The organism is Kocuria coralli (assembly GCF_008831305.1).
GTDB lineage: Bacteria > Actinomycetota > Actinomycetes > Actinomycetales > Micrococcaceae > Kocuria > Kocuria coralli.
Genome location: NZ_ML708616.1, coordinates 96,256 through 119,029, shown reverse-complemented (window position 1 = coordinate 119,029; position 22,774 = coordinate 96,256). Strand labels below are relative to the sequence as shown.

Below are 22,774 nucleotides of genomic sequence, written 5' to 3'. Positions count from 1 at the left end.
CGCGTGCCAGGATGAGGAGCGCAACCATCCAGAGCGACCGAGAGATCTGGCTCGTCGACGTCGCAGCAACCCCGGACGGCCGCTGAACAGCCGCGCCCGCCCCATGGTGCTCCCGCCAGGACCGATGGAAAGGACGTACAGCCCCATGCTGAATTCCGACCGTATCCGCACCACCCACGTGGGCTCGCTGCCCCGCACCCCCGAGCTGCTGGCCGCCAACGAGGCCTACCAGGAGGGGCGGATCACCTGGGACGATCTGACGGCGACCATGCGCAGCGGCGTGACGGATATCGTCGCCACCCAGCGGGAGATCGGCATCGACGTCGTCAACGACGGCGAATACGGGCACACCATGTCCTCGGCGGTCGACTACGGCGCCTGGTGGAACTATTCGTTCTCGCGCCTGGGCGGCCTGACCCCCTCGGACGAGGACCGCTGGGCCACCACGGAGAAGCACCGGTCCTCGCCGGGCAACATCGTGCTGACCACGTTCACGGACCGCCGGGACCGGGAGCGCTTCCGGGAGGCCTATGAGGACCCGTCGTCGGGGATCCTGACCGCGCGCAAGGCCGTCAAGCAGCCGAAGATCACCGGGCCGCTGACCTACACGGGACAGGATGCCGTGGCCGCCGACATCACGAACCTCAAGGCCGCCATGGAACGGACCGGCGCCACGGAGGGATTCCTGGCGGCGCTCTCCCCCGGATCCTGCGCCCGGGTGAGCAACGAGTACTACGCGACCGACGAGGAGCTGGTCTACGCCTGCGCCGACGCCATGCGCGAGGAGTACAAGGCCATCGTCGACGCGGGGCTGATCGTGCAGATCGACGACCCCTCGATCGCCGAGTCCTGGGACCAGATCAACCCCGAGCCCGCGGTCGAGGACTACCTGGGCTTCATCCAGCTGCGGATCGAGGCCCTGAACCACGCCCTGCGTGGCCTTCCGCAGGATCAAGTGCGGTTCCATCTGTGCTGGGGGTCCTGGCACGGCCCGCACACCACGGACCTGGAGCTCAAGCACCTGATCAGGCCCTTGCTGTCGATCGACGCCGGGGGCTACTCCTTCGAGGCCGCCAACGTGCGCCACGCCCACGAATGGAGGCTCTGGGCGGACGCCGGCCTGCCCGAGGACAAGGTGATCGTCCCCGGCGTGGTCTCGCATTCGACCAACGTGGTCGAGCATCCCGAGCTGGTGGCCGACCGGATCGGAAACTTCGCCTCCGCCGTGGGCCGCGAGCGCGTCATCGCCTCGACCGACTGCGGGCTCGGCGGGCGCCTGCATCCGCAGATCGCCCGGGCCAAGCTCGGCTCCCTGGTCGCCGGCGCCCGGATGGCCAGCGATCGCCTGTTCTGATCATGCGGCCGAGGCGCCCCGGCGGCGTCCCGGCCTCCGCCGCTCATTCCCCGACCCGCACCTGAGGAGACCTCCGTGCAGCGTTCCGAGAACCACATCCTGACCACCCATGCGGGTTCCCTGCCCCGCACCCGCGACCTGATCGACGCCGCCAGGGCCCGGGTCGCCGGAGAGGACTACGACCGTCTGCTCTCCGACGCCGTCGACGGCGTGGTCGCCCGCCAGCACGGCACCGGCATCGACGTCGTCAACGACGGCGAATACGGGCACGCCATGGCCGAGGACGTCGACTACGGCGCCTGGTGGCACTACATCTTCGCCCGCCTGGACGGGCTGGCCCCCGGCACCAGGACCCTGGCCGAGCAGCCGGTGCGCCGCTCCGGGCCTGGCAAGGTGGAGCTCACCAGCTTCGGCGACCGCCGCGACTGGACCAGGTTCTCCGAGGCCTACCAGGATCCGTCGTCGGGAATCTTCACGGGCAAGCCGGCCCCGTTCCCGGTGTTCGACGGGCCCATCAGGTACATCGGCCAGGAGGCCGTGGCGCGCGACATCGCCAACCTGAAGGCGGCGATGGCGAAGGCCGGAGCCACCGAGGGGTACCTCGCCGCGCTCTCCCCGGGCTCCTGCGCCCGTCTCGAGGACAACCACTACGGCAACGAGGACGATGTCCTGGCCGCCTGCACCGAGGCCATGCGCGAGGAGTACAAGGCCATCACGGACGCGGGGCTGATCGTGCAGATCGACGACCCCTCGATCGCGGAGAACTGGGACCAGATCAACCCCGAGCCCACAGTCGAGGACTATGTGGCCTTCACCCGCAAGCGCGTGGAGGCCATCAACGAGGCGCTGCGCGGGATCCCTCCCGAGCAGGTCCGCTTCCACCTGTGCTGGGGCTCCTGGCACGGACCGCACACCACAGACATCGAGTTCCGCCACATCGCCGGGCTCATGCTCGAGATCAACGCCGGGGCCTACTCCTTCGAGGCGGCCAACGTGCGTCACGAGCACGAGTGGAAGGTCTGGGAGGACCTCGCCCTGCCCGAGGACAAGGTGATCATCCCGGGGATCGTGTCGCATGCGACCAACGTGGTGGAGCACCCGGAGCTGGTGGCCGAGCGGATCGAGAGGTTCGCCTCCATCGTCGGACGCGAACGCGTCATCGCCTCGACCGACTGCGGGCTCGGCGGGCGGGTCCATCCGCAGATCGCCCAGGCCAAGCTCGAGACGCTGGTGGCCGGCGCGAGGATCGCCTCCGACCGCCTTTTCTAGTCTCGCTCCCCCGCTGATCCCGGGCTCGTCCCGCCTGCGCATCGCGCACGGCGGGACGAGCCCGATTTCCATGCGGAGGCGGGGAACGTCGTCGTGCCCCAGGGAATCCTTGCGAAAAAATCGTATCTGATATGTCCTGCGGTAGTGACAGGGCTCACAGGGACGCCTAGGATTCCAGTAATTGCCGACCAATCGGTAAGTAAATCAGGGCGACACCGTCCCCGACCTCACGGGAGACTTCCATGAGCACTACGGCGACCTCGGGCTCCAAACGGGGCCATGAGATGACGCGCGAGGAGAAGAAGGTCCTCGCAGGCACGCTCGTCGGCACCACGATCGAGTGGTACGACTTCTTCATCTACGCCCAGGCCGCGGGCTTCATCCTTGCCACCCACTTCTTCAACCCGCTGGGCGAGGAGAATGCAGCCATGGCCCAGGTGGTCTCCTGGGCTTCGCTGGGCATCAGCTTCCTATTCAGGCCCCTCGGCGCGATCGTGGCCGGGCACATCGGGGACAAGTTCGGCCGCAAGGTCGTCCTGGTCCTCACCCTGGTGGGCATGGGCGGTGCCACCACCCTGATCGGCCTGCTGCCCACCTACGCGGCCATCGGCATCTGGGCCCCGATCATCCTGGTCCTGCTGCGCATCCTTCAGGGCTTCTCCGCCGGCGGCGAATGGGGCGGTGCCGCCCTGATGGCCGTCGAGCACGCGCCGCGGCACAAGCGCGGCCTGTTCGGTGCCTATCCGCAGGTCGGCGTACCCCTGGGCATGCTGCTGGCCACCGGTTTCATGTTCCTGATGACCTCGACGCTGACGCCCGAGCAGTTCGAGTCCTGGGGCTGGCGGGTTCCGTTCCTGTCCTCCGTGGTGCTGATCGTCGTCGGTTACCTGATCCGCGTGACCGTCGACGAGTCGCCGGTGTTCAAGGAGATGCAGCTGCGCAAGGCGGAGTCCTCCGCACCGCTGAGCCAGCTCATGAAGAAGAACAAGCGGGAGGTCAGCCTGGCCGCCTTCATCTTCGCCGGGAACAACGCCGTGGGCTACATGGTGATCGCCTTCTTCTCCGCCTACGGCGTCAGGGCACTGGGCATGGAACGCTCCGAGACCCTGGTGGCCTCCCTGGTCGGCGGCCTGGGCTGGCTGATCTTCACCATGTTCGGCGGCTACATCTCGGACCGCATCGGACGCCGCCTGACCTTCCAGATCGGCTACGGCGTCCTGATCGTCTGGTCGATCCCCATGTGGCTGTTGCTCGACACGGCATCCCTGCCCCTGTTCGCGGCCGCGATCTTCCTGCTGACCATCGGGCTCGGCCCCTCCTACGGCCCGCAGTCCGCGATGTACGCGGAGATGTTCCCGGCCCGCGTCCGCTACTCCGGCGTCTCGATCGGCTACGCCTTCGGCTCGATCATCGGCGGCGCCTTCGCCCCCATGATCGCCGAGCTGATCCTCAGCCAGACCGGTCAGGGGTGGATGGTCGGGGTCTACATGGTGGCCATCTGCCTGATCTCCTTCATCGCCGTGAGCTTCGTCCGCCGCTCCGATCAGGAACGCGACCTGCACGTGGAGGAGGCCCACCAGGAGTACCTGTCCGGGCACCCCGAGTTCATCGAGGAGAATCCGACCGCGGCCCAGATGATCCTGGACGAGGGCTCGGCCCGCGGACCGTCCTCGTGACAGCAGAACTGATCCGCTCCCCGGCCGGTCCGTCCGGCCCACGGGCCGGAACCTGCGGCAGCCCCCTCACGGTGCCCGCCGGTTCCGGCCCGCGCCATACCCATTGACCCGTCCCGGCTGCCGTGGCATGTTTATGTGAACGATCGGTCGGTAATTACCGAGGACCCGCGCGAGCTGAGGAGAACAGTGACCCAGATGCCCCAAGCATTCCTGGTGGGAGGCGCCCGGACACCCGTGGGCCGGTACGGAGGAGCGCTCTCCGGCGTGCGCCCGGACGATCTCGCCGCCCTGTGCATCCGCCGGACGGTGGAGGACACGGGACTCGACCCCGCCGTCGTGGACGAGGTGATCCTGGGCAACGCCAACGGGGCGGGCGAGGAGAACCGCAACGTGGCCCGCATGGCCTGGCTGCTCAACGGATACCCGCAGACCGTCCCCGGCATCACGGTCAACCGCCTGTGCGCCTCCGGCATGTCCGCGATCACCATGGCCCAGCAGATGATCGCCTCCGGCGCAGCGGAGGTGGTCGTGGCAGGCGGAGTGGAATCGATGTCCCGGGCGCCGTGGGTCCAGGCCAAGCCGACCACCGCGTTCGCCAAGCCGGGAGAGTCCTTCGACACCTCGATCGGCTGGCGCTTCGTCAACCCCGCCTTCGTCTCCGGTGAGCTCAGCCGCGACGGCAAGACGACATACTCGATGCCGGAGACGGCCGAGGAGGTCGCCCGGATCGACGGCGTGAGCCGCGAGGACTGCGACGCCTTCGCCGCGCAGTCCCATGAACGCGCCCTGGCTGCGATAGGGCAGGGCAAATTCGCGGGCGAGATCGTTCCCGTCACCGTGCACGACCGGAAGGGCAGGCCGTCCGTCGTCGACACGGACGAGGGACCGCGCGAAGGCTCCACCTCCGGGGTGCTGGCCAGGCTGCGCCCGGTGGTCTCCGGCGGGTCGGTGGTCACGGCGGGCAACTCGTCATCGCTGAACGACGGCGCCTCGGCGGTCGTCGTGGCCTCGGAGGCGGCCGTCAGGAAGTACGGCCTGCAGCCCCGCGCCCGGGTGGTGCTGGGCGCCTCCGCCGGACTGGAGCCGGAGATCATGGGCCTCGGTCCCGTCCCGGCTTCCCGGAAGGCGCTGTCCCGGGCGGGGTGGACGGTCGGGGACCTGGGCGCGGTGGAGATCAACGAGGCCTTCGCCTCCCAGTCCCTGGCCTCCATCCGGCGGCTGGACCTGGATCCGGAGATCGTCAACCGCTGGGGCGGGGCGATCGCCCTGGGCCACCCCCTCGGATCCTCCGGCTCCAGGATCGCCATCACCCTGCTCAACCGCATGGAGGACGAGGGCGCCACACGGGGCCTGGCCACCATGTGCATCGGCGTGGGCCAGGGCGCCGCCCTCCTGCTGGAAAGGGCGTGACGCGATGAACGTTTCCGATTCGACGACGTTCACGGCGCTGACCGTCCGCTCGACGGAGGACCGCGTCCATGTCCAGCTGGACCGGCCGGAGGTGCGCAACGCGATCGACGCCGCCATGGTCGAGGAACTGCACGCGGTGTGCACCCACCTGGAGCGCGACCCGCGGACGCTGATCCTCACGGGCACTACCGTGAACGGCAAGGGGATCTTCGCCTCCGGCGCGGACATCGGCCAGCTGCGCGACCGACGGCGGGCCGACGCGCTGCGGGGGGTCAACTCCCGCCTGTTCGACCGGATCGCCAGGCTGCCCATGCCGGTAATCGCGGCCCTGGACGGCTACGCCCTCGGCGGCGGGGCGGAGCTCGCCTGGGCCGCGGACTTCCGGCTGGGCACGCCGCAGCTCAAGATCGGCCAGCCGGAGACCGGCCTGGGCATCATCGCCGCGGCAGGGGCGCTGTGGCGCCTCAAGGAACTGGCCGGCGAGTCGCTCGCCAAGGAGATCCTGCTGGCCGGCCGGGTCCTCACGGCCGAGGAGGCCCTGGCCGCCGGCCTGACCAGCGAGATCCACGAGGCCGACGGTCTCCTGGACGCCGCGCACGCCCTGGCCGACCGGATCGCACGGCAGGACCCCCTGGCCGTGCAGATCAGCAAGAAGGTGTTCCACATGCCGCGCGAGGCGCACCCCGCCGTGGACGAGCTCGCCCAGGCCATCCTGTTCGAGTCCCAGGCCAAGTTCGATCGTATGCAGGCGTTCCTGGACCGGAAGAAGACAGACCGGCAGAAGACGGGAGACACGAAGGATGACTGAAGAACACGCACGGAACGTCCCCGCCAGCGTGGGCGTGCTCGGCGGCGGCCGCATGGGCGGCGGCATCGCGCATGCCTTCCTGGTCTCGGGGGCCGCCGTCGTCGTCGTCGAGGTCTCCGCGGCGGCTGCCGAAGCGGCCAGGGAGCGGATCGAGGCGGACCTGGCCAAGTCCCTGGAGCGCGGCAAGCTCGACGGGAACCTGGATCAGTGGGCGCAGCGGCTGCGCGTCTCCGTGGACTACGGGGACTTCGCGGGCTGCGACCTGGTGGTCGAGGCCGTCCCCGAGGCCTGGGACCTGAAGGTCGCCAGCTTGCGCGAGATCGAGGCGAGCGTGGACGAGTCGGCGTGGATCGCCACCAACACCTCCTCCCTATCGGTCGACGGGCTGGCCGCCGAGCTCCAGCGGCCCGAGCGGTTCTGCGGCCTGCACTTCTTCAACCCCGTCCCGGCGTCCAAGCTGGTGGAGGTGGTCCTGGGCGAACGGACCTCCCCGGAGCTGGTCTCCCTGGCGCCGACCTGGGTCGGGGGCCTGGGGAAGACACCCGTGACGGTCCACGACGCACCGGGATTCGCCTCCTCGCGCCTCGGGGTGGCCATCGCCCTGGAGGCCATCCGGATGGTCGAGGACGGCGTGGCGACGGCCGAGGACATCGACAACGCCATGGTGCTCGGGTACAAGTTCCCCGTGGGACCGCTGGCGCTGACCGACATCGTGGGCCTGGACGTCCGCCTGGGCATCGCCGAGTACCTGGCCGCCGAGCTGGGGGAACGTTTCGAGCCGCCCCAGCTGATGCGCGACATGGTCGCGCGCGGGGAGCTCGGCCGGAAGTCGGGGAAGGGCTTCTACAGCTACTGAAACCCTTCCTTCTGCCGGCCACCGGCTACCGAGTGGTGAGTTGAGCCGCCCATCAGCGCTGATGGGCGGCTCAACTCACCACTCGGCGATGGGATACCGGTCTCAGAGCATCGCCACGGCACTCTCCGGGTCCTCCGCGCAGTCGGCGACGAAGCGGAGGAAGCCGCCGGCCGAGGCGCCGTCGCACACCCGGTGGTCGAAGGCCAAGGTCAGCACCATGATCTTGCGGATGGCCAGCTGCTCGTCGACCACCCACGGCCTGGAGATCACCCGCCCCATCCCCAGGATGGCCGCCTCGGGGTGGTTGATGATCGGCGTCGCCCCGTCCGTGCCGAACACGCCGTAGTTGTTGATGGTGAACGTGGAACCGGATAGCTGCGCCGCGGTCGCCTTCCCCTCGCGGGCGGTCTGGGCCAGATCGCGGAACTGCTCCTGCAACGCCTCCGCGCTCCTGCCCTGGGCATTGCGCACGACCGGGACCACGAGGCCCCGATCGGTCTGCGCGGCGAATCCCAGGTTGACGTCGCCGAACCCGACGATCTCCTGCCCATCCGGTTCCTCGGGAGCCGGGTCCACGCGGACGTTCAGCTCGGGGAACTCCACCAGTCCCGCGAGCGCGAACCGGGCCATGAACGCCATCAGCCCCGGCGCATGCCCCCGACGCTCTTTGAGCCGCGCTCGCAGGTCCATGAGCCCGGTGACGTCCACGTCCATCCAGACCGTCGCCTCCGGGATCTCCCGGCGGGAGCGCACCATCGTCTCCGCGATCGCCTTGCGGATCCCCGTGATCCGCTGCCGCCCGGCCACGGGCAGGCCCGTGCGGGGGTCCACGGACTCGCTCGTGCCGGTCTCCGGTATAGGCAGGGGGTCGCCGGCAGATCCGGTGGCGGATGTGGAGTCGGTGCTGACCGGGGAGCTCTCGATGGCCTCCAGGACATCACGGCGCATGATCAGCCCTCCGGGGCCGGAGCCGGTCAGCTCCCCCACGTGCACGCCGTGCTCGCGTGCGAGGTTGCGCACGAGCGGGGAGGTCACCTTGGGCGCCAGGCGCGGAGCCTCGGCCATCCTCTCGTGGGCCTGCCGAGCAGCCGCCTCGGCATCGGCCGTCCTCCGGCGACGACGACGGCGCCCCGTGTCCTGTTCCTGCGACGTTCCGTAGCCGATCAGGACGTTGCCGGATCCCTCCTGGCCGGTGTCCACGGAGATCAGGGGCTGGCCCGTCTGGAGGGTCTCGCCGGCCTGGCCGTGCAACTGCACGACCACTCCCGCCCACGGGCAGGGGACCTCCACCAGGGACTTGGCGGTCTCGACCTCGACGACCGGCTGATCGACGGCGACCTCATCGCCCTCGGCCACGAGCCAGCGCACCAGATCGGCCTCGGTCAGGCCTTCGCCCAGGTCGGGAAGCAGGAAAGTGCGGGGCATGTCAGTCCTCCCACTGCATGTCGTCGATGGCGTCCAGGATCCGGTCCACGGACGGCAGGTGGTACTGCTCCAATCTGGGCGCCGGGTACGGGATGTCGAACCCGGTCACGCGCAGCACCGGCGAGGCCAGCGAATGGAAGCAGCGTTCCTGGATCCGCGCCACCAGCTCGGCGGCCACGGAGGCGAAACCCTGCGCCTCGGCCACCACCAGGGCGCGCCCGGTGCGCTCCACGGAGGCGCAGACGGTGACGTCGTCCAGCGGCACGATGCTGCGCAGGTCCACCACCTCCACGCTGACGCCCTCCTCCTCCGCGGCCTGCGCCGCCTTCAGGGCGGTGGGCAGCGAGGGGCCATAGGTCACCAGGGTCAGATCGGTGCCCGCGCGGACGACGGCGGCGCGTCCTTCCCGGCGCTCGCCGCCGTCGTAGCGCGAGCGCAGCCGGCCGACGTCGAGATCGGCCTTGGACCAGTAGAGCTTCTTGGGCTCGAAGAAGACCACGGGATCGTCCGAGTCGATGGCTTCCCGGAGCATGAGGTAGGCGTCCTCCACGGTCGCGGGCACGTAGACCTTCAGGCCGGGGGTATGCGCGTAGTAGGCCTCCGACGAGTCGCAGTGGTGCTCCACCCCGCCCACGCCGCCCCCGTAGGGGATGCGGACGGTCACCGGGAGCCGCACCCGGCCGCGGGTCCGGTTGCCCATCTTGGCCAGGTGGGAGGCGACCTGCTCGAAGGCGGGGTAGGCGAAGGCGTCGAACTGCATCTCGACCGCGGGACGCATGCCGTTGATCGCCATACCCACGGCCGTGCCCACGATGCCGGACTCCGCCAGCGGCGTGTCGAAGCACCGCTGCCTCCCGTAGGTCGCGGCCAGGCCGTCGGTGACCCGGAAGACCCCGCCCAGGGTGCCCACGTCCTCGCCGAAGATCACCACCTCCTCGTGGTCCTCCAGGGAGTGGGCCAGCGCCGCGTTGAGGGCACCGGCGAAGGTGAGTTCCACGGGCGCGGGCTGTCGGGCAGCCGATACGGCCCCGGCGCCTCCCCTCCGGTCCGTGGCCTGCGTGGCGGCGGTCATCGCGCGTCCTCCTGGGCGTCGGGAGAGTCGGCCGCGGACTCGGCGGCCAGTTCCTCCATGAGCCGGTCGCGCTGCTGCCTCAGCTGCGCGGTGGGCTCGGTGTAGACGTGGTCGAACATCTCGAGCGGGTCCGGTTCGGCCTCGGCGTTCATGGCCTGCCGCAAGGCGGCGGCGACCGCTTCGGCGTTCCCGGTGATCCGGGTGGCGGCGTCGTCGTCGAGCACGCCGCGCGAGCGCAGGTAGGCCTCCATCCGCAGCACCGGGTCCTTCTCCGCCCACTGCCGGACCTCCTCCCGCTCCCGGTAGCGGGTGTCGTCGTCGGCGTTGGTATGGGCCTGCATCCGGTAGGTATGGGCCTCCACCAGCAGCGGGGTGCGTTCGGAGCGGGCCAGCTGCACGGCGCGCCGCAACGCGGCCAGCACCGCCACGAGGTCGTTGCCGTCCACGCGCTCGCCCGCCATGCCGTAGCCCACCGCCTTGTGGGCCAGTGTCGGGGCGGCCGACTGCCGGGCCAGCGGGACGGAGATGGCGTAGCCGTTGTTCTGCACCAGGAACACCACGGGCAGGCGGAAGACGGCGGCGAAGTTCAGCGCCTCGTGGAAGTCGCCCTCGGAGGTGGCGCCGTCGCCGCACATGGCCAGCACCACGGTGTCCTCCCCGCGCAGCACCGCGGCATGAGCGGCGCCCACGGCGTGCAGCAGCTGGGTGGTCAGGGGCGTGGCCTGGGCGCCGACGCGATGCTCGAGGGGGTCGTACCCGCAGTGCCAGTCCCCGCGGAAGGAGACCATCACCTCCAGCGGGTCCACGCCCCGGGCGATGACCGCCACGGTGTCCCGGTAGGTGGGGAAGAGCCAGTCCCCCTCGTCCAGGCACAGGGCGGCGGCGACCTGGCAGGCCTCCTGGCCATGGCTGGACGGGTAGACGGCCAGACGGCCCTGGCGCACCAGCGCCGTGTTCTGGTCATTGACCCGGCGGCCGACGATCAGCTGCTCGTAGGCCTCGAGCAGCAGGTCGTCCCCCGGGACGGGATACTCGTGGCCGGGGCCGGTCCCCTGCTCCTCGGCGGGCAGGAGCGTGCCGTCAGGGGAGAGCATCCGGATCTCCCGCTCGGCGGGCAGCATGTAGTCCTCGGGGCTGATCCCCATGCGGGCGCTGACCCGCTCGATGGGGGTCAGGTCTTCCTGCGCCGGGGGGATGGGCGGTCCCGCCGGGATGTCGATGGACTCGGACACGGCTCCTCCTGGACTGCGGCCGCGGTGGCGGCCCGGATGTATTGCTTTCCGTCCAGGCAGTGTGACCTAGGGATGAGATCCGTCTCCAGTAATCCGCCGATCATCGGACTAACCATGATTTCTTGGCTATATTGGTGGACGAAATGCCGAAGCGTGACCTGCCTCACAACGTTGTGTCCAGCAGCGTTCCGACCCAGGAGAACCCATGCCCCCACCGCGAGCGGAGTCCCCCGGCGATCCCGCCGGTCACCACGCGCCGGCCCTCGACGACGTCGACCGGCACCTCCTCGACGAGCTGATCCGCGATGGGCGGCAGTCCATCACCGCGCTGGCCGCCGGGGTCCACATCTCCCGGGCACAGGCGTACGAGCGCGTGGCCCGGCTGCGCGCCACCGGGGTGCTGAAGGGGTTCTCAGCCCTGGTCGACCCCGTCCGGGCGGGCCTGGGCACCTCGGCGTACGTCACCATGAAACTGCGGCAGAACTCATGGCGGGAACTCGAGGAGGCTCTGGACGCCGTCCCCGCCGTCGAGCACGTGGCGCTGGTGGGCGGGCAGTTCGACGTCGTCGTCCTGGTCCGCGCCCGGGACTCCCGGGAACTGCGCGACATCGTCTTCGAGCGCATCCAGCCCCTGCCCTATGTGCTGGAGACCCAGACGCACCTGATCTTCGAGGAACGCCCGTACCCGCAGAGGCTCGCCCGGTAGCCCGCCGGACCCGGGCGACCTCAGCCCGGGATCTCGCCCGTCTTCAGGAAATTGGTGATGCGCGCCGTGCACAGGCGCGTGCCGTCCTCATGCGTCAGCACCACCTCGTGCGTCGTGGTGGAGCCGCCCAGGTGGATGGCCGTGGCCACGGCCGTGACCAGGCCGGAGCGCCGCGACTGATGATGGGACGCATTGATCTCCAGCCCCACGGCCACCTTGCCGATGGTGGAGCCGTGGATCACCGCGGCCCAGGATCCGGCGGCCTCCGCGAGGGCGACCATCGCCCCGCCGTGCAGCAGCCCGAAGGACTGGCGGTTGCCCTCCACCGGCGCGGTGATCACGACGCGTTCGGCGGACTGCTCCAGCACCTGGACGCCCATCCGCTCGTCCAGTTCGCCGAGGCGGATGGCCCACGGCCCGGGCTGGTCTTGAAGGTCGGTCATCTCTTCTCCTGGCGGACGGGGCCGGGCGGCGGGAACCGTCCCGGCCCGGTTGTGGCTTAGGTCTCCATCACAGGCTATAGTCAGAATAACTGACCGAACAGTCAGGATATCCTCACCGCCGGAAGGAGCCCCCGTGAGCCAGTCCGTCTCCGAGAGCGCGACCGCAGCGCAGGCCCGCCACTGCGCCATTCTGCCCAGCTATGTCGAAGACGCCTGGTGGATACCGGAGGAGCCGGTGCGAACGACCGAAGTGCTGGACGCGGTCACCGGCGAGCCGGTCGCGACGGTCAGCACCGACGGCATCGACCTGGGTCGCGCCGTCGCGCATGCCCGCGCCGTCGGCCAGAAGTCCCTGGGAGAGCTGACCATCCATGAGCGCGCCCTGAAGCTCAAGCAGCTCGCCCTGCACCTGCAGGAGCACAAGAAGGAGCTCTACGACCTCTCCTTCCGGACCGGCTCCACCCAGCGGGATCACTACATCGACATCGACGGCGGCATCGGCACGCTGTTCACCTTCTCCTCGAAGGGCCGGCGCGAGCTGCCCAACGCCCAGACGATCGTCGACGGCAACATCGAGCCGCTCTCGGCGGACGGCTCCTTCCTGGGAGAGCACATCTACACCCGCCTTCCCGGCGTCGCGGTGCAGATCAACGCCTTCAACTTTCCCGTGTGGGGCATGCTGGAGAAGTTCGCGCCGTCGTTCATCGCGGGCGTGCCCTCCATCGTCAAGCCCGCGACCCCCACGGGCTACGTGACCGAAGCGTGCGTGCGCCTCATGGTCGACTCCGGCATCCTGCCGCCGGGCTCGATCCAGCTGATCTCCGGCTCCGCCCGCGACCTGCTGGACCACCTGGACTACCGCGACCACGTGGCCTTCACCGGCTCCGCCGGGACCGCCCGCACCCTGCGGGAGCACACCGGCGTCCTGGAGAACGGGGTGCGCTTCACCGCGGAGACGGACTCCCTCAACGCCGCGATCCTCGCCCCGGACGCCGGCCCGGGCACCCCGGAGTTCGACGCCTACATCACGTCCGTGGTGCTGGAGATCACCGCCAAGGCCGGCCAGAAGTGCACCGCCGTCCGGCGCGTCATCGTCCCGCAGGAGCACCTGGAGGCGGTCGTCGGCGCACTGGCCGAGCGCGTCGGGCAGGGCGCCTGCCTCGGTGACCCGAGGGAGAAGTCCACCACGGTCGGGGCGCTGGCCTCGGCCGAGCAGCTGGGCGAGGTCGCCGGTGCGGTCGAGCGCCTGATCGCCGCGGGCGGCGCGGTCCGCGTCGGCGGCCCCGAGGGGCAGAGGCCCGCCACCGGGTCCTTCTACCCCGTCACGGTGCTCTCCTTCGAGGACCCGCGCACCCCCGAGGTCCACTCGGTCGAAGCCTTCGGCCCCGTCACCTCCGTGATCGGCTACGGCACGATCGAGGAGGCCATCGAGCTCGCCGCCCTGGGCTCGGGATCCCTGGTGGCCACCGTCTGCACCCATGACCCGGGCACCGCAGCCGCGTTCGCCTCCGGGATCGGCGCCCACCACGGGCGCGTCCTGTTCCTGGACCGCGACGACGCCAAGACCTCCACCGGCCACGGCTCCCCCATGCCGCACCTCGTGCACGGAGGGCCCGGCCGCGCCGGCGGCGGAGAGGAGCTGGGCGGCGTGCGCGCCGTCAAGCACTACATGCAGCGCACCGCCATCCAAGGGTCGCCGGACCTGCTCACCGGCATCACCGGCATCTGGCACCAGGGCGCGACGGCCAGGATCGCCACCCGCGCCACCGTCGACTCGGGCGAGACCGAGCACCCGTTCCGCAAGTCGCTCGAGACCCTGCGCATCGGCGACCAGTTCCGCTCAGACCTGCGCACCGTGAGCCTGCAGGACATCACCGATTTCGCACAGGAGACGGGCGACACCTTCTACGCCCACACGGATGAGGAGGCGGCCACCGCCAACCCGTTCTTCCCCCGCAGGGTCGCCCACGGGTACCTCCTGGTCTCCTGGGCTGCCGGCCTGTTCGTCGATCCGGCCCCGGGTCCCGTCCTGGCCAACTACGGGCTCGAGAACCTGCGGTTCATCACCCCCGTCACCTACGACGACGCCATCCGGGTCACCCTGACCGCCAAGCAGATCACGCCCCGCGTCACCGACGACTACGGCGAGGTCCGATGGGACGCGGTGCTGCACAACCAGGACGACGAGCTGGTCGCCCAGTACGACGTCCTCACCCTGGTCGCCAAGACCTGGCCGCTGCCCGCGGCGGAGTCCGACTGACCGGTAGCCGGTCTCGGGCCGCTCAGGGGGCCCGGAGGCCGTCCAGCGCGATCTTGGCCACCGTGTCGGCCACCTCTTCCGGCCCGCCGATCCCGGTGGGCCGGTACCAGTCGACCATGGAGTTGACCATGCCCATCAGCAGCCGGGGTGCCGCGACGGCGCTGATGTCGGTGCGGATGTCGCCGTCGTCCTGGGCCTGGGCGATGAGCTCGCCCACCTGCCGGGTGAAACGCCGCCGTCGCTGCAGCGCCGTGATCTCCACCTCGGAGTTGCCCCGGACCCGCAGCAGCAAGGTCACGTAGGGCATCTGCTCGACCAGCACCCGCACGGAACCGCGGAGGACCAGCTCGAGGCGCTCCACGGCCGGCAGCGGGCGGGCGTGCACGGCGTCGTACTCCGCCTCCAGGGAGTCCAGGGCACGGTTCAGGGAGAGCTCGAGCAGCTCCTCCTTGGAGCTGACGTGATGGTAGATCGCCGACTTGGTGATCCCCAGGTGCTCTGCGAGCTTGCCCATCGACGTCGCGTCGTACCCGTGCTGGTTGAACACCTCGACGCATACCTGGAGCAGCTGCTCACGGTCGTACCCGGGCCTGCCACGTCGGACTGCTGCGGGCTGGGTTGTCGTCATAGGCGTTCAGGAACCTCGGCTGGCTGGGGCGGATCAGCAGCAGCCTACGCTGCCCCTCACGCCGCTTCCCAGCTCCCGGACACAGCAGGACTCATAACGGGCCTCGTCAGCGCCCGACGGCGTCATTCCTTGGGCCGCTCGTCGAAGATCCGGCGGATCTTGCCGGAGGACCGCTGCAGTGCTCCCGGCTCCTCGATCAGAATGGCCGCCGAGGACCCGATCTTGGTCTTGATCTCATGCTGCAGTCGCTTGGCGCCCTCCTCGGCGACCTCCCGCGCCACATCCTCGCGCCGCTCGATGCGCACGGACATCTGGTCCATGCGATCCGGGCGGGTGAGCACCAGCTGGAAATGCGGGGAGAGGGACGGGATCTGCAGAGCGAGCTCCTCGATCTGCGACGGGAACAGGTTGACCCCGCGCAGGATGATCATGTCGTCCGAGCGGCCGGTGATCTTGCCCATCCGCCGGTGCCCGGGCCTCGCGGTGCCGGGCAGCAGACGGGTCAGGTCGTGGGTCCGGTAGCGGATGATGGGCAGGGCCTCCTTGGTCAACGCGGTGAAGACCAGCTCGCCGGGACGGCCCATCTCCAGGACCTCGTCGGTCATGGGGTCGATGATCTCGGGCCGGAAATGGTCCTCCCAGATGTGCAGCCCGTCCTTGGTCTCGGCCGACTCGCCGGCCACCCCCGGCCCCATGACCTCGGAGAGTCCGTAGATGTCGGAGGCGGTGATGTCGAAGGTCTGCTCGATCTCCCTCCGCATCTCCTCCGTCCACGGCTCGGCCCCGAGCACGGCGTGCCGGAGCGAGGTCTTCCTGGGATCCAGCCCCCTGGCCCTGAACCCGTCGGCGATCGTCAGCAGGTAGGTGGGGGTGCAGAGGATCGCGGCGGGCTCGAAATCCGTGATCAGCTGGACCTGCTTCTCCGTCTGCCCGCCGGACATGGGGATCACCGCGCAGCCGAGCCGCTCGGCGCCGTAGTGCGCCCCCAGCCCGCCGGTGAACAGCCCGTAGCCATAGGCGTTGTGCACCCGCTCCCCCGACCGCACGCCGGAGATCCGCAGGCAGCGCGCCACCAGGGTGGCCCAGGTGGCGAGGTCGTTCTCGGTGTAGGCCACCACGGTGGGCTGGCCGGTCGTCCCCGACGAGGCGTGGATCCGGCGGATCTCGGAGAAGTCCACCGCGAACCCCTTGAAGGGGTATGCCTTCCGCAGGAACTCCTTGTCCGTGTACGGGAAGAGGCGGAGGTCCTCCAGCCGCTTGAAGTCGGACGGGTGCACCCCGTGCTGATCGTAGAGCTCGCGGTAGGCGGGCACGTTCTCGTAGGCGTAGTGCAGGCTCCAGCGGAGCCGCTCGAACTGCAGCGCCTCGATCTCATCCCGGCTCATCAGCTCCTCGGGGTCCGGTACGGAGCGATCCACACCCGGAGCTGCGGGGAGATAGGGATTGGCGATTGAGGTGGTCATGGTGCACAGTCCTCGTCGTTGAAGAAACTCTGGCGTGGGTGTCTCTGGCAGTGGGCGTTTCCGGCGGTAAGCCGGGTCGGGCCTGCGGGCGCGGGCGGGGCCGGCATCGGGCGCCCGCGGTGTCAGGCTTTGCGTGCCGCGGGAATGGTGCGGTGGCGTCCGCGGAAGAGGGCGATGACGGTCTCCCCGTGGGTCACGGTGATGTCGCAGATCCCGCTGCGCCCGTTCTCCTGGATCAGCCGCCCCTCGGCCTCCAGGACGTCGCCGGCCCGGGTGGGGGCCAGGAAGTTGATGTCCACGCCGGAAGCCACGGTCACGGTGCCGTCGTCGTGAACGGGGTGGTTGCAGGTCAGTGCGAAGCACGTGTCGGCCAGCGTGAAGATCATTCCGCCGTGACTGATCCCGAACCCGTTGGTCATCTCCTCCCGCACCGTCATGCGGACGACGGCGTGGCCGGGCTCGGCCGTGACGACTTCCATTCCCATCCACCGGGTGGCGGAGTCGTTGGCCAAGATCTTGTGCTCTCCCACACAACCTCCCAAAAATGACCGATCGGTCAGTAATAGGCACAGCGAACCACCACAGGCCATCCGTGTCAAGGCTCACACCGGAGCGCCCATCGTTACGGGGTCGGCATTGACTTGCGAGCCGCCGGGCACCTATCCTGACCGAACGGTCAGTAAATAGCCGTCAGCTCCCTCCCGCGAGGCCGCCTCGCGGGGAACACGGAGCACAGGGAGCACGCCAGGGAAGGAGCCGTCATGACCGATCAGGTTCACAGCGGTCAGGAGTACTTCGAGCACCTCATCGATCAGGACTCCCGCGTGGAACCACGCGATTGGATGCCGGACGCCTACCGGAAGACGCTGGTCCGCCAGGTCTCCCAGCACGCGCACTCCGAGATCATCGGCATGCAGCCGGAGGCCAACTGGATCAGCCGGGCCCCCTCGCTCAAGCGCAAGGCCATCCTGATGGCCAAGGTCCAGGACGAGGCGGGGCACGGCCTCTACCTCTACTCGGCCGCGGAGACGCTGGGCACCCCGCGCGACGAGCTCAACCAGCAGCTGCTGGACGGCCGGGCCAAGTACTCCTCGATCTTCAACTACCCCGCCCGGACCTGGGCCGACATCGGCGCCATCGGCTGGCTGGTCGACGGCGCCGCGATCTGCAACCAGGTTCCCCTGTGCCGTGCCTCCTACGGACCGTACGGCCGCGCGATGGTGCGCATCTGCAAGGAGGAGTCCTTCCACCAGCGCCAGGGATGGGAGATCCTCTACGAGCTCTCCCACGGCACCGAGGCGCAGCACCAGATGGCCCAGGACGCGGTCGATCGTTTCTACGGTCCCGCCCTGCAGATGTTCGGCCCCCCGGACGCGGACTCGCCCAACTCGCAGCAGTCGATGGCGTGGAAGATCAAGCGGTTCTCCAACGACGACCTCCGTCAGCGCTTCGTGGACATGATCGTCCCCCAGGCCGAGGCCCTCGGGCTGACCCTGCCGGATCCGGACCTGGCGTGGAACGAGGAGCGGGGGCACTACGACTACGGCGAGCTGGACTGGGACGAGTTCTTCGCCGTCCTCAAGGGCCAGGGGCCGTGCAACAAGCAGCGCATGCAGCGCCGCCGCGAAGCCCACCGGGAAGGCCAGTGGGTCCGCGAAGCCGCCGCCGCATACGCCGCCAAGACCTCCCGCACCGCCACCTCGGCACTGATCGGAGCCTGACGCCATGTCGGAGAACACCACCAGGAGCACCGCCGGCGACGGCGCCGAGGACAGCGGGACGACCACTCCGCCGACCCGGATCACGGCCGCCCGGGACCGTCAGGGCGGAGGGAGCGCGGAGGCCTGGCCCATGTGGGAGGTCTTCGTGCGATCGGCCCGGGGCCTGTCCCACGTCCATGCCGGCTCCCTGCACGCACCCGACGCCACCATGGCGGTCCGCAATGCCCGCGACCTCTACACGCGCCGCAACGAGGGCACCTCCGTATGGGTGGTCCCCTCGGATGCCGTGACCTCCTCCGACCCCGATTCCAAGGGCGGGTACTTCGAGTCCTCGGCGGGCAAGTCCTATCGCCACGCCACCTACTACACCAAGAGCGAAGGGGTGAAGCACCTGTGAGCATGGCATCCACCGAATCGGCCACCACCCAGTCGGCCGGCACCGCGATCACCCCGGAGGACATCGCCGCGCGGGGCGTCAAGGCCGACGAGGACATCGCCCGCTACGCGCTCATGCTCGGTGACGACTCCCTGATCCTCGCCCAGCGCCTGGGGCACTGGATCTCCCGGGCACCGGAGCTGGAAGAGGACGTCGCCCTGGGCAACATCGCCCTGGACCTCCTGGGGCATGCCCGGTTCTTCCTGACCTATGCGGGCACGGCCTGGGACAGGAGCGAGGACGACCTCGCATACTTCCGCGACGAGGAGCAGTTCCGCTCCTGCCGCCTGGTGGAGCAGGAGAACGGGGACTTCGGGCGGACCATCGCCCGACAGCTGATCTTCAGCTACTACCAGTACGAGCTCTACCGCCGCCTGGCGAACTCCAGTGACGCCACCCTGGCCGCGATCGCCGCCAAGGCGCTCAAGGAGGTCCAGTACCACCAGGATCACGCCACGCAGTGGAGCCTGCGGCTGGGGCACGGCACCGAGGAGTCGGCCCGCCGCCTCCAGGAGGGATTCGACGTCCTGTGGCCGTACGTCGGCGAGCTGTTCGAAGACGTCGAGCCGATCGCCGCGCTGGGCAACCGCGCGGTCGCGCCCTCCTCGCTGCGCGAGGACACGATGGGCCGGATCGTCTCGGCCCTCGAGGAGGCCGGCATGACCGTCCCCGACGCCAAGCCCGCCTACGGCTCGGACCGCACGGGCCGGTTCTCGGAGCAGCGGGGGTACATCCTGGCCGAGATGCAGGTCCTGGCCCGTCAGCACCCGGGTGCCACATGGTGACCCGGACGGAGCGCCGGAGGAGCCGGCACCGGATCGACCGATCACGGAATCAGGCATGAGCACCATGGAGATGCCCCGCATCGACTTCGAGCAGGACCCGGAGGCCGCCCCGCGCCCGACGGGCGACGACATCCCGCGGCGCGACGACGACCTGCGCCCCGGCGACCCCGCCGCCGCGCGGATCTGGGACGTCGCGGCCACCGTCAACGACCCGGAGATCCCTGTGCTCTCGGTGGCCGATCTGGGCATCCTGCGCGGCGCGAGCGCCGCGGGCGATGGCGCCGTCGTCGTCATCACCCCCACTTACTCGGGATGCCCGGCCATGGAGACCATCACCCGGGATCTGCGGGCGGCGCTGGCCGAGGACGGCTACTCGCCCGTGGAGGTGCGCACCGTGCTGCAGCCCGCCTGGACCACGGACTGGATGACCGAGGAAGGACGCCGCAAGCTCGACGAGTACGGCATCGCCCCGCCCACCGGGCGAGCCGCGGCCGGGCCGGTCGCCCTGAGCCTCGCCGTGAAGTGCCCGCACTGCGATTCCCTCTCGACCCGCGAGCTCACCCGCTTCGGCTCGACCTCGTGCAAGGCGCTGTGGGTCTGCAACGACTGCCTGGAACCCTTCGACCACTTCAAGGTGCACTGATGAGCGAAACGATCAACGCCCCGGCCGGGACCTCGCCCGTGGGGACCGGCGGCGCGGGGGCCAAGCGCCGTCGCGCGACCTTCCACCGGCTGCGGGTCTCGGAGATCCGCTCGCTGACCACCGACTCCATCGAGGTCACCTTCCACGTCCCGGAGGAACTGGCCGACGACTACGACTACGCCCCCGGCCAGTACGTGGCCCTGCGCGGCCGGATCGACGGCCAGGAGATCCGCCGCTCGTACTCCATCTGCGCCGAGCCCGTGCGCGGCGAGATCAAGGTGGCGATCAAGAAGACCCTGGGCGGCGTGTTCTCCACCTGGGCGAACGAGGAGCTCAAGGTCGGCGACGAGCTGGAGGTCATGAACCCGCAGGGCGCGTTCACATCCAGCCACTCGGTGAACATCACCTCCATGAACGACGCCGAGCAGCTGGCCGCCCGCGAGGTGGCCAAGAACGCCCACGTGCACCTGGTGGCCTTCGCCGCCGGCTCGGGGATCACCCCCATCATGGCGATCACCCGCGCGGTGCTGGCCGCCTCCGCGAACTCGTCGGTGGACCTGGTCTACGCCAACCGGTCGTCGTCGGACGTGATGTTCGCCGAGGAACTGGGCGATATGAAGGACCGCTACCCGTCGCGGTTCGCCATCCATCACGTGCTCTCCCGCGAACAGCGGATCAACCCGCTGCTGTCCGGGCGGATCGACGCCGAGAAGCTCACCGAGCTGCTGGACCACGTGATCCAGGTGGACCGCACCGACGAGTGGTTCCTGTGCGGCCCCTTCGAACTGGTGCAGATGTGCCGCGACACCCTCGCCGAGCGCGGGGTGCCGGAGGAGGCGATCCGCTTCGAGCTGTTCACCACGGGCAACCCCCAGGACCCGCAGGGGCAGACCGGCCGGGTGGTCCACGTGGACCCGTCCGGGGAGAACGTGGAGATCACCTTCACCCTCGACGGCCTGACGGGCCAGGTCGAGTCGCCCGTGGCGGCGCACGAGACGGTGCTCAACGCCGCCCTGCGCTCCCGCCCGGACGTCCCGTTCGCGTGCGCGGGCGGCGTGTGCGGCACCTGCCGGGCGAAGGTGGTGGACGGCGAGTACGAGATGGCGGAGAACTTCGCCCTGGAGCCCGACGAGGTGGCAGCCGGGTACGTCCTGACCTGCCAGACCCGCCCCACGGGCAAGACCCTGTCCGTCGACTTCGATTCCTGAGGTGCAGCCATGATCGAGACCTCGATCGACGACGGCGTTGCGGAGATCGTCCTCAACGCCCCGGAGAAGATGAACTCGCTGGACGAGTCCGCGCTGGCGGCTCTGGAACAGGCCTATGCGGAGGTCTCCTCCGCCGCCGAGGCCGGTGAGGTGCGGGCGGTGCTGCTGCGCGGGGAGGGCCGCGGTTTCTGCGCCGGGCGCGACATCTCGCACGTGACCCCCGCCGATGACGACGCCACGGCCTACCTGAGCGAGAAGGTCACCCCGGTACTGCGGACCATGAGCGCGGTCCCGGTCCCGACCTTCGCCGCGGTGCAGGGCGCCTGCCTGGGCGTGGGCCTGGGGCTGGCCGTCGCCACGGACGTGGTCTACGTGGCCGAGGACGCCAAGATCGGCTCGCCCTTCGCCAACCTGGGGGCCACCCTGGACTCCGGGGGCCATTGGCTGTTCACGGAACGGCTGGGGGCGCACCGCACCCTGGACCTCATCTACACCGCGGAGCTGATCAGCGGGACGGAGGCGGTGCAAGCCGGGCTGTTCTCCCGTGCGATCCCGCGTGACGAGCTCCTGGACTTCACCCGGACCAAGGCGACCCGGGTGGCGGGAGGGGCCACTCTGGCCTTCCGCGCCTCCAAGGAGCTGGTGGCGCAGATCCGCGACCGGCGCGTGGGGCTGTGGGAGTCCCTGGATGCGGAGAACATCGCCCAGGGGCAGCTGTGCACCACGGCCGACTACGCCGAGGGCTTCGCTGCGTTCCAGGGCAAGCGCAAACCGGAGTTCACGGGCCGGGGATGAGACGGGGCCGCCGTCGCCCGTCATCTCGCGGCACAGCGCGGCAACCCCTTCTCAGACCGGCAGGATGCTTCGTAAGCTGCATCGAACCAGCTGGGCACCGGCTTGCGGGCACCGGCCCTGGTGAGAAGGGCCTGCCGGCCGGTCCGTTCGACAAGGAGCGCACCGTGCATTCGACCAACTACCGCCGCACCCTGATCACCGTCGCCTCCGACACCCGCGCGCAGAAGGGCACCGAGCCCCCGCACGGCAAAGGCAGCATTGCCGAGCGCCAGTACGTTCTCCTGCACAACCGGGAGTACCAGCTCACCAGCGACGAGCTGATCTTCACCGTCTACGCGGACCGGCAGGGGATCCCCGCGCAGGAACGCGGCCGCGCGCTCAAGGAGTACTACGCCCAGGGACGCGCGTGCCTGCGGTCCTCTCCCCTGGCCAAGAGCTACGGCTGGGGATTCCATTTCGACGACGACGGCCTGCTCGCCCTGGTCCCGGTCGATTCCCAGCGCTACGCGGAACTGATCGAGGACGATTCGGTCACCAAGTTGCCGGCCATGCGCTCCAAGCGGGCCTGACCCGCCACAAGGCCC

22 protein-coding genes are annotated in these 22,774 nt (G+C 69.8%); 15 read left to right on the top strand and 7 right to left on the bottom strand.

The genetic code is table 11. The features are described from left to right. The first annotated feature begins 145 nt into the window (after positions 1-145). From FCK90_RS07655 to FCK90_RS07630, 6 genes are all read left to right on the top strand, one after another. Positions 146-1,354 carry a cobalamin-independent methionine synthase II family protein gene (locus FCK90_RS07655; RefSeq protein ID WP_158033708.1) on the top strand — a complete coding sequence of 403 codons (1,209 nt, stop codon included), beginning with the start codon at positions 146-148 and terminating at the stop codon, positions 1,352-1,354. A gap of 75 nt (positions 1,355-1,429) precedes the next feature. Continuing rightward, positions 1,430-2,623: a cobalamin-independent methionine synthase II family protein gene (locus tag FCK90_RS07650; RefSeq protein WP_158033707.1), complete on the top strand. Its 1,194-nt coding sequence runs from the start codon at positions 1,430-1,432 to the stop codon at positions 2,621-2,623. 242 nt (positions 2,624-2,865) lie between these two features. Beyond that, positions 2,866-4,299 carry an MFS transporter gene (locus FCK90_RS07645; protein WP_158033706.1) on the top strand — a complete coding sequence of 478 codons (1,434 nt, stop codon included), beginning with the start codon at positions 2,866-2,868 and terminating at the stop codon, positions 4,297-4,299. Positions 4,300-4,494: 195 nt separating this feature from the next. Beyond that, a complete protein-coding gene (locus tag FCK90_RS07640; RefSeq protein WP_158033705.1) occupies positions 4,495-5,709 on the top strand; it encodes a thiolase family protein in 1,215 nt (404 codons plus the stop codon). A gap of 4 nt (positions 5,710-5,713) precedes the next feature. After that, positions 5,714-6,517, top strand: a complete 804-nt coding sequence (locus FCK90_RS07635) for an enoyl-CoA hydratase/isomerase family protein (protein ID WP_158033704.1) — start codon at positions 5,714-5,716, stop codon at positions 6,515-6,517. Next, a complete protein-coding gene (locus FCK90_RS07630) occupies positions 6,510-7,373 on the top strand; it encodes a 3-hydroxyacyl-CoA dehydrogenase family protein (RefSeq protein WP_158033703.1) in 864 nt (287 codons plus the stop codon). Before FCK90_RS07635 ends, FCK90_RS07630 begins: the two co-directional genes overlap by 8 nt. Positions 7,374-7,475: 102 nt before the next feature. Here the strand turns inward: FCK90_RS07630 and FCK90_RS07625 are convergent, their stop codons facing one another. Genes FCK90_RS07625 through FCK90_RS07615 form a run of 3 tightly spaced genes read right to left on the bottom strand, consistent with a single transcriptional unit; the run spans position 7,476 to position 11,015 of the window. After that, positions 7,476-8,798: a dihydrolipoamide acetyltransferase family protein gene (locus FCK90_RS07625; RefSeq protein WP_158033702.1), complete on the bottom strand. Its 1,323-nt coding sequence runs from the start codon at positions 8,796-8,798 to the stop codon at positions 7,476-7,478. A gap of 1 nt (position 8,799) precedes the next feature. Next, positions 8,800-9,870 carry an alpha-ketoacid dehydrogenase subunit beta gene (locus FCK90_RS07620; protein ID WP_158033701.1) on the bottom strand — a complete coding sequence of 357 codons (1,071 nt, stop codon included), beginning with the start codon at positions 9,868-9,870 and terminating at the stop codon, positions 8,800-8,802. Continuing rightward, positions 9,867-11,015 (bottom strand): thiamine pyrophosphate-dependent enzyme, encoded by a 1,149-nt coding sequence (locus FCK90_RS07615; RefSeq protein ID WP_158033774.1) that lies wholly within the window; start codon positions 11,013-11,015, stop codon positions 9,867-9,869. Before FCK90_RS07615 ends, FCK90_RS07620 begins: the two co-directional genes overlap by 4 nt. A 292-nt stretch (positions 11,016-11,307) precedes the next feature. Between FCK90_RS07615 and FCK90_RS07610 the strand changes: the two genes are divergently transcribed. After that, complete coding sequence (locus tag FCK90_RS07610) at positions 11,308-11,808, top strand: Lrp/AsnC family transcriptional regulator (protein ID WP_158033700.1); 501 nt, start codon at positions 11,308-11,310, stop codon at positions 11,806-11,808. Between the two features lie 20 nt (positions 11,809-11,828). Here FCK90_RS07610 and FCK90_RS07605 read toward each other — a convergent pair whose 3' ends face one another. Then, on the bottom strand, positions 11,829-12,251 hold the full coding sequence (locus FCK90_RS07605; RefSeq protein ID WP_158033699.1) for a PaaI family thioesterase: 423 nt from the start codon (positions 12,249-12,251) through the stop codon (positions 11,829-11,831). Between the two features lie 133 nt (positions 12,252-12,384). Here FCK90_RS07605 and paaZ point away from each other — a divergent pair, with 133 nt between their 5' ends. Next, complete coding sequence (gene paaZ, locus FCK90_RS07600; RefSeq protein ID WP_181954237.1) at positions 12,385-14,511, top strand: phenylacetic acid degradation bifunctional protein PaaZ; 2,127 nt, start codon at positions 12,385-12,387, stop codon at positions 14,509-14,511. A gap of 22 nt (positions 14,512-14,533) precedes the next feature. On the opposite strand, the gene FCK90_RS07595 is transcribed toward paaZ, so the two are convergent. From FCK90_RS07595 to paaI, 3 genes are all read right to left on the bottom strand, one after another. Further along, a complete protein-coding gene (locus FCK90_RS07595; RefSeq protein WP_158033698.1) occupies positions 14,534-15,139 on the bottom strand; it encodes a TetR/AcrR family transcriptional regulator in 606 nt (201 codons plus the stop codon). 122 nt (positions 15,140-15,261) lie between these two features. Further along, entirely contained in the window at positions 15,262-16,602 is a 1,341-nt protein-coding gene (locus FCK90_RS07590; protein ID WP_181954236.1) for a phenylacetate--CoA ligase family protein, read from the bottom strand. Positions 16,603-16,724: 122 nt separating this feature from the next. After that, on the bottom strand, positions 16,725-17,132 hold the full coding sequence (gene paaI / locus FCK90_RS07585) for a hydroxyphenylacetyl-CoA thioesterase PaaI (RefSeq protein ID WP_158033697.1): 408 nt from the start codon (positions 17,130-17,132) through the stop codon (positions 16,725-16,727). A gap of 231 nt (positions 17,133-17,363) precedes the next feature. On the opposite strand from paaI, the gene paaA reads away from it, so the two are divergent. From paaA to FCK90_RS07550, 7 genes are all read left to right on the top strand, one after another. Further along, on the top strand, positions 17,364-18,323 hold the full coding sequence (gene paaA, locus FCK90_RS07580; RefSeq protein WP_158033696.1) for a 1,2-phenylacetyl-CoA epoxidase subunit PaaA: 960 nt from the start codon (positions 17,364-17,366) through the stop codon (positions 18,321-18,323). Between the two features lie 130 nt (positions 18,324-18,453). Continuing rightward, positions 18,454-18,720 carry a 1,2-phenylacetyl-CoA epoxidase subunit PaaB gene (gene paaB / locus FCK90_RS07575; protein ID WP_158033771.1) on the top strand — a complete coding sequence of 89 codons (267 nt, stop codon included), beginning with the start codon at positions 18,454-18,456 and terminating at the stop codon, positions 18,718-18,720. 2 nt (positions 18,721-18,722) lie between these two features. Then, on the top strand, positions 18,723-19,544 hold the full coding sequence (gene paaC, locus FCK90_RS07570; protein WP_158033695.1) for a 1,2-phenylacetyl-CoA epoxidase subunit PaaC: 822 nt from the start codon (positions 18,723-18,725) through the stop codon (positions 19,542-19,544). A gap of 55 nt (positions 19,545-19,599) precedes the next feature. Continuing rightward, entirely contained in the window at positions 19,600-20,187 is a 588-nt protein-coding gene (gene paaD, locus FCK90_RS07565; protein WP_246180075.1) for a 1,2-phenylacetyl-CoA epoxidase subunit PaaD, read from the top strand. After that, entirely contained in the window at positions 20,187-21,395 is a 1,209-nt protein-coding gene (gene paaE / locus FCK90_RS07560) for a 1,2-phenylacetyl-CoA epoxidase subunit PaaE (RefSeq protein WP_158033694.1), read from the top strand. The genes paaD and paaE overlap by 1 nt, the downstream gene beginning before the upstream one ends. A gap of 9 nt (positions 21,396-21,404) precedes the next feature. After that, on the top strand, positions 21,405-22,190 hold the full coding sequence (locus FCK90_RS07555) for an enoyl-CoA hydratase/isomerase family protein (RefSeq protein WP_158033693.1): 786 nt from the start codon (positions 21,405-21,407) through the stop codon (positions 22,188-22,190). A 164-nt stretch (positions 22,191-22,354) separates the two neighbouring features. Further along, positions 22,355-22,759: a DUF6157 family protein gene (locus FCK90_RS07550; protein WP_158033692.1), complete on the top strand. Its 405-nt coding sequence runs from the start codon at positions 22,355-22,357 to the stop codon at positions 22,757-22,759. The last annotated feature ends 15 nt before the right edge of the window (positions 22,760-22,774 follow it).

What these genes read in the sequence shown, in the direction of transcription:
- FCK90_RS07655 (WP_158033708.1), top strand. Translation starts at nt 146, where the DNA reads ATGCTGAATTCCGACCGTATCCGCACCACCCACGTGGGCTCGCTGCCC.
- FCK90_RS07645 (WP_158033706.1), top strand. Translation starts at nt 2,866, where the DNA reads ATGAGCACTACGGCGACCTCGGGCTCCAAACGGGGCCATGAGATGACG.
- FCK90_RS07640 (WP_158033705.1), top strand. Translation starts at nt 4,495, where the DNA reads ATGCCCCAAGCATTCCTGGTGGGAGGCGCCCGGACACCCGTGGGCCGG.
- FCK90_RS07635 (WP_158033704.1), top strand. Translation starts at nt 5,714, where the DNA reads ATGAACGTTTCCGATTCGACGACGTTCACGGCGCTGACCGTCCGCTCG.
- FCK90_RS07630 (WP_158033703.1), top strand. Translation starts at nt 6,510, where the DNA reads ATGACTGAAGAACACGCACGGAACGTCCCCGCCAGCGTGGGCGTGCTC.
- FCK90_RS07625 (WP_158033702.1), bottom strand. Translation starts at nt 8,798, where the DNA reads ATGCCCCGCACTTTCCTGCTTCCCGACCTGGGCGAAGGCCTGACCGAG.
- FCK90_RS07620 (WP_158033701.1), bottom strand. Translation starts at nt 9,870, where the DNA reads ATGACCGCCGCCACGCAGGCCACGGACCGGAGGGGAGGCGCCGGGGCC.
- FCK90_RS07615 (WP_158033774.1), bottom strand. Translation starts at nt 11,015, where the DNA reads ATGGGGATCAGCCCCGAGGACTACATGCTGCCCGCCGAGCGGGAGATC.
- FCK90_RS07610 (WP_158033700.1), top strand. Translation starts at nt 11,308, where the DNA reads ATGCCCCCACCGCGAGCGGAGTCCCCCGGCGATCCCGCCGGTCACCAC.
- FCK90_RS07605 (WP_158033699.1), bottom strand. Translation starts at nt 12,251, where the DNA reads ATGACCGACCTTCAAGACCAGCCCGGGCCGTGGGCCATCCGCCTCGGC.
- FCK90_RS07595 (WP_158033698.1), bottom strand. Translation starts at nt 15,139, where the DNA reads ATGACGACAACCCAGCCCGCAGCAGTCCGACGTGGCAGGCCCGGGTAC.
- FCK90_RS07590 (WP_181954236.1), bottom strand. Translation starts at nt 16,602, where the DNA reads ATGACCACCTCAATCGCCAATCCCTATCTCCCCGCAGCTCCGGGTGTG.
- paaA (WP_158033696.1), top strand. Translation starts at nt 17,364, where the DNA reads ATGACCGATCAGGTTCACAGCGGTCAGGAGTACTTCGAGCACCTCATC.
- paaB (WP_158033771.1), top strand. Translation starts at nt 18,454, where the DNA reads ATGTGGGAGGTCTTCGTGCGATCGGCCCGGGGCCTGTCCCACGTCCAT.
- paaC (WP_158033695.1), top strand. Translation starts at nt 18,723, where the DNA reads ATGGCATCCACCGAATCGGCCACCACCCAGTCGGCCGGCACCGCGATC.
- paaD (WP_246180075.1), top strand. Translation starts at nt 19,600, where the DNA reads ATGAGCACCATGGAGATGCCCCGCATCGACTTCGAGCAGGACCCGGAG.
- paaE (WP_158033694.1), top strand. Translation starts at nt 20,187, where the DNA reads ATGAGCGAAACGATCAACGCCCCGGCCGGGACCTCGCCCGTGGGGACC.
- FCK90_RS07555 (WP_158033693.1), top strand. Translation starts at nt 21,405, where the DNA reads ATGATCGAGACCTCGATCGACGACGGCGTTGCGGAGATCGTCCTCAAC.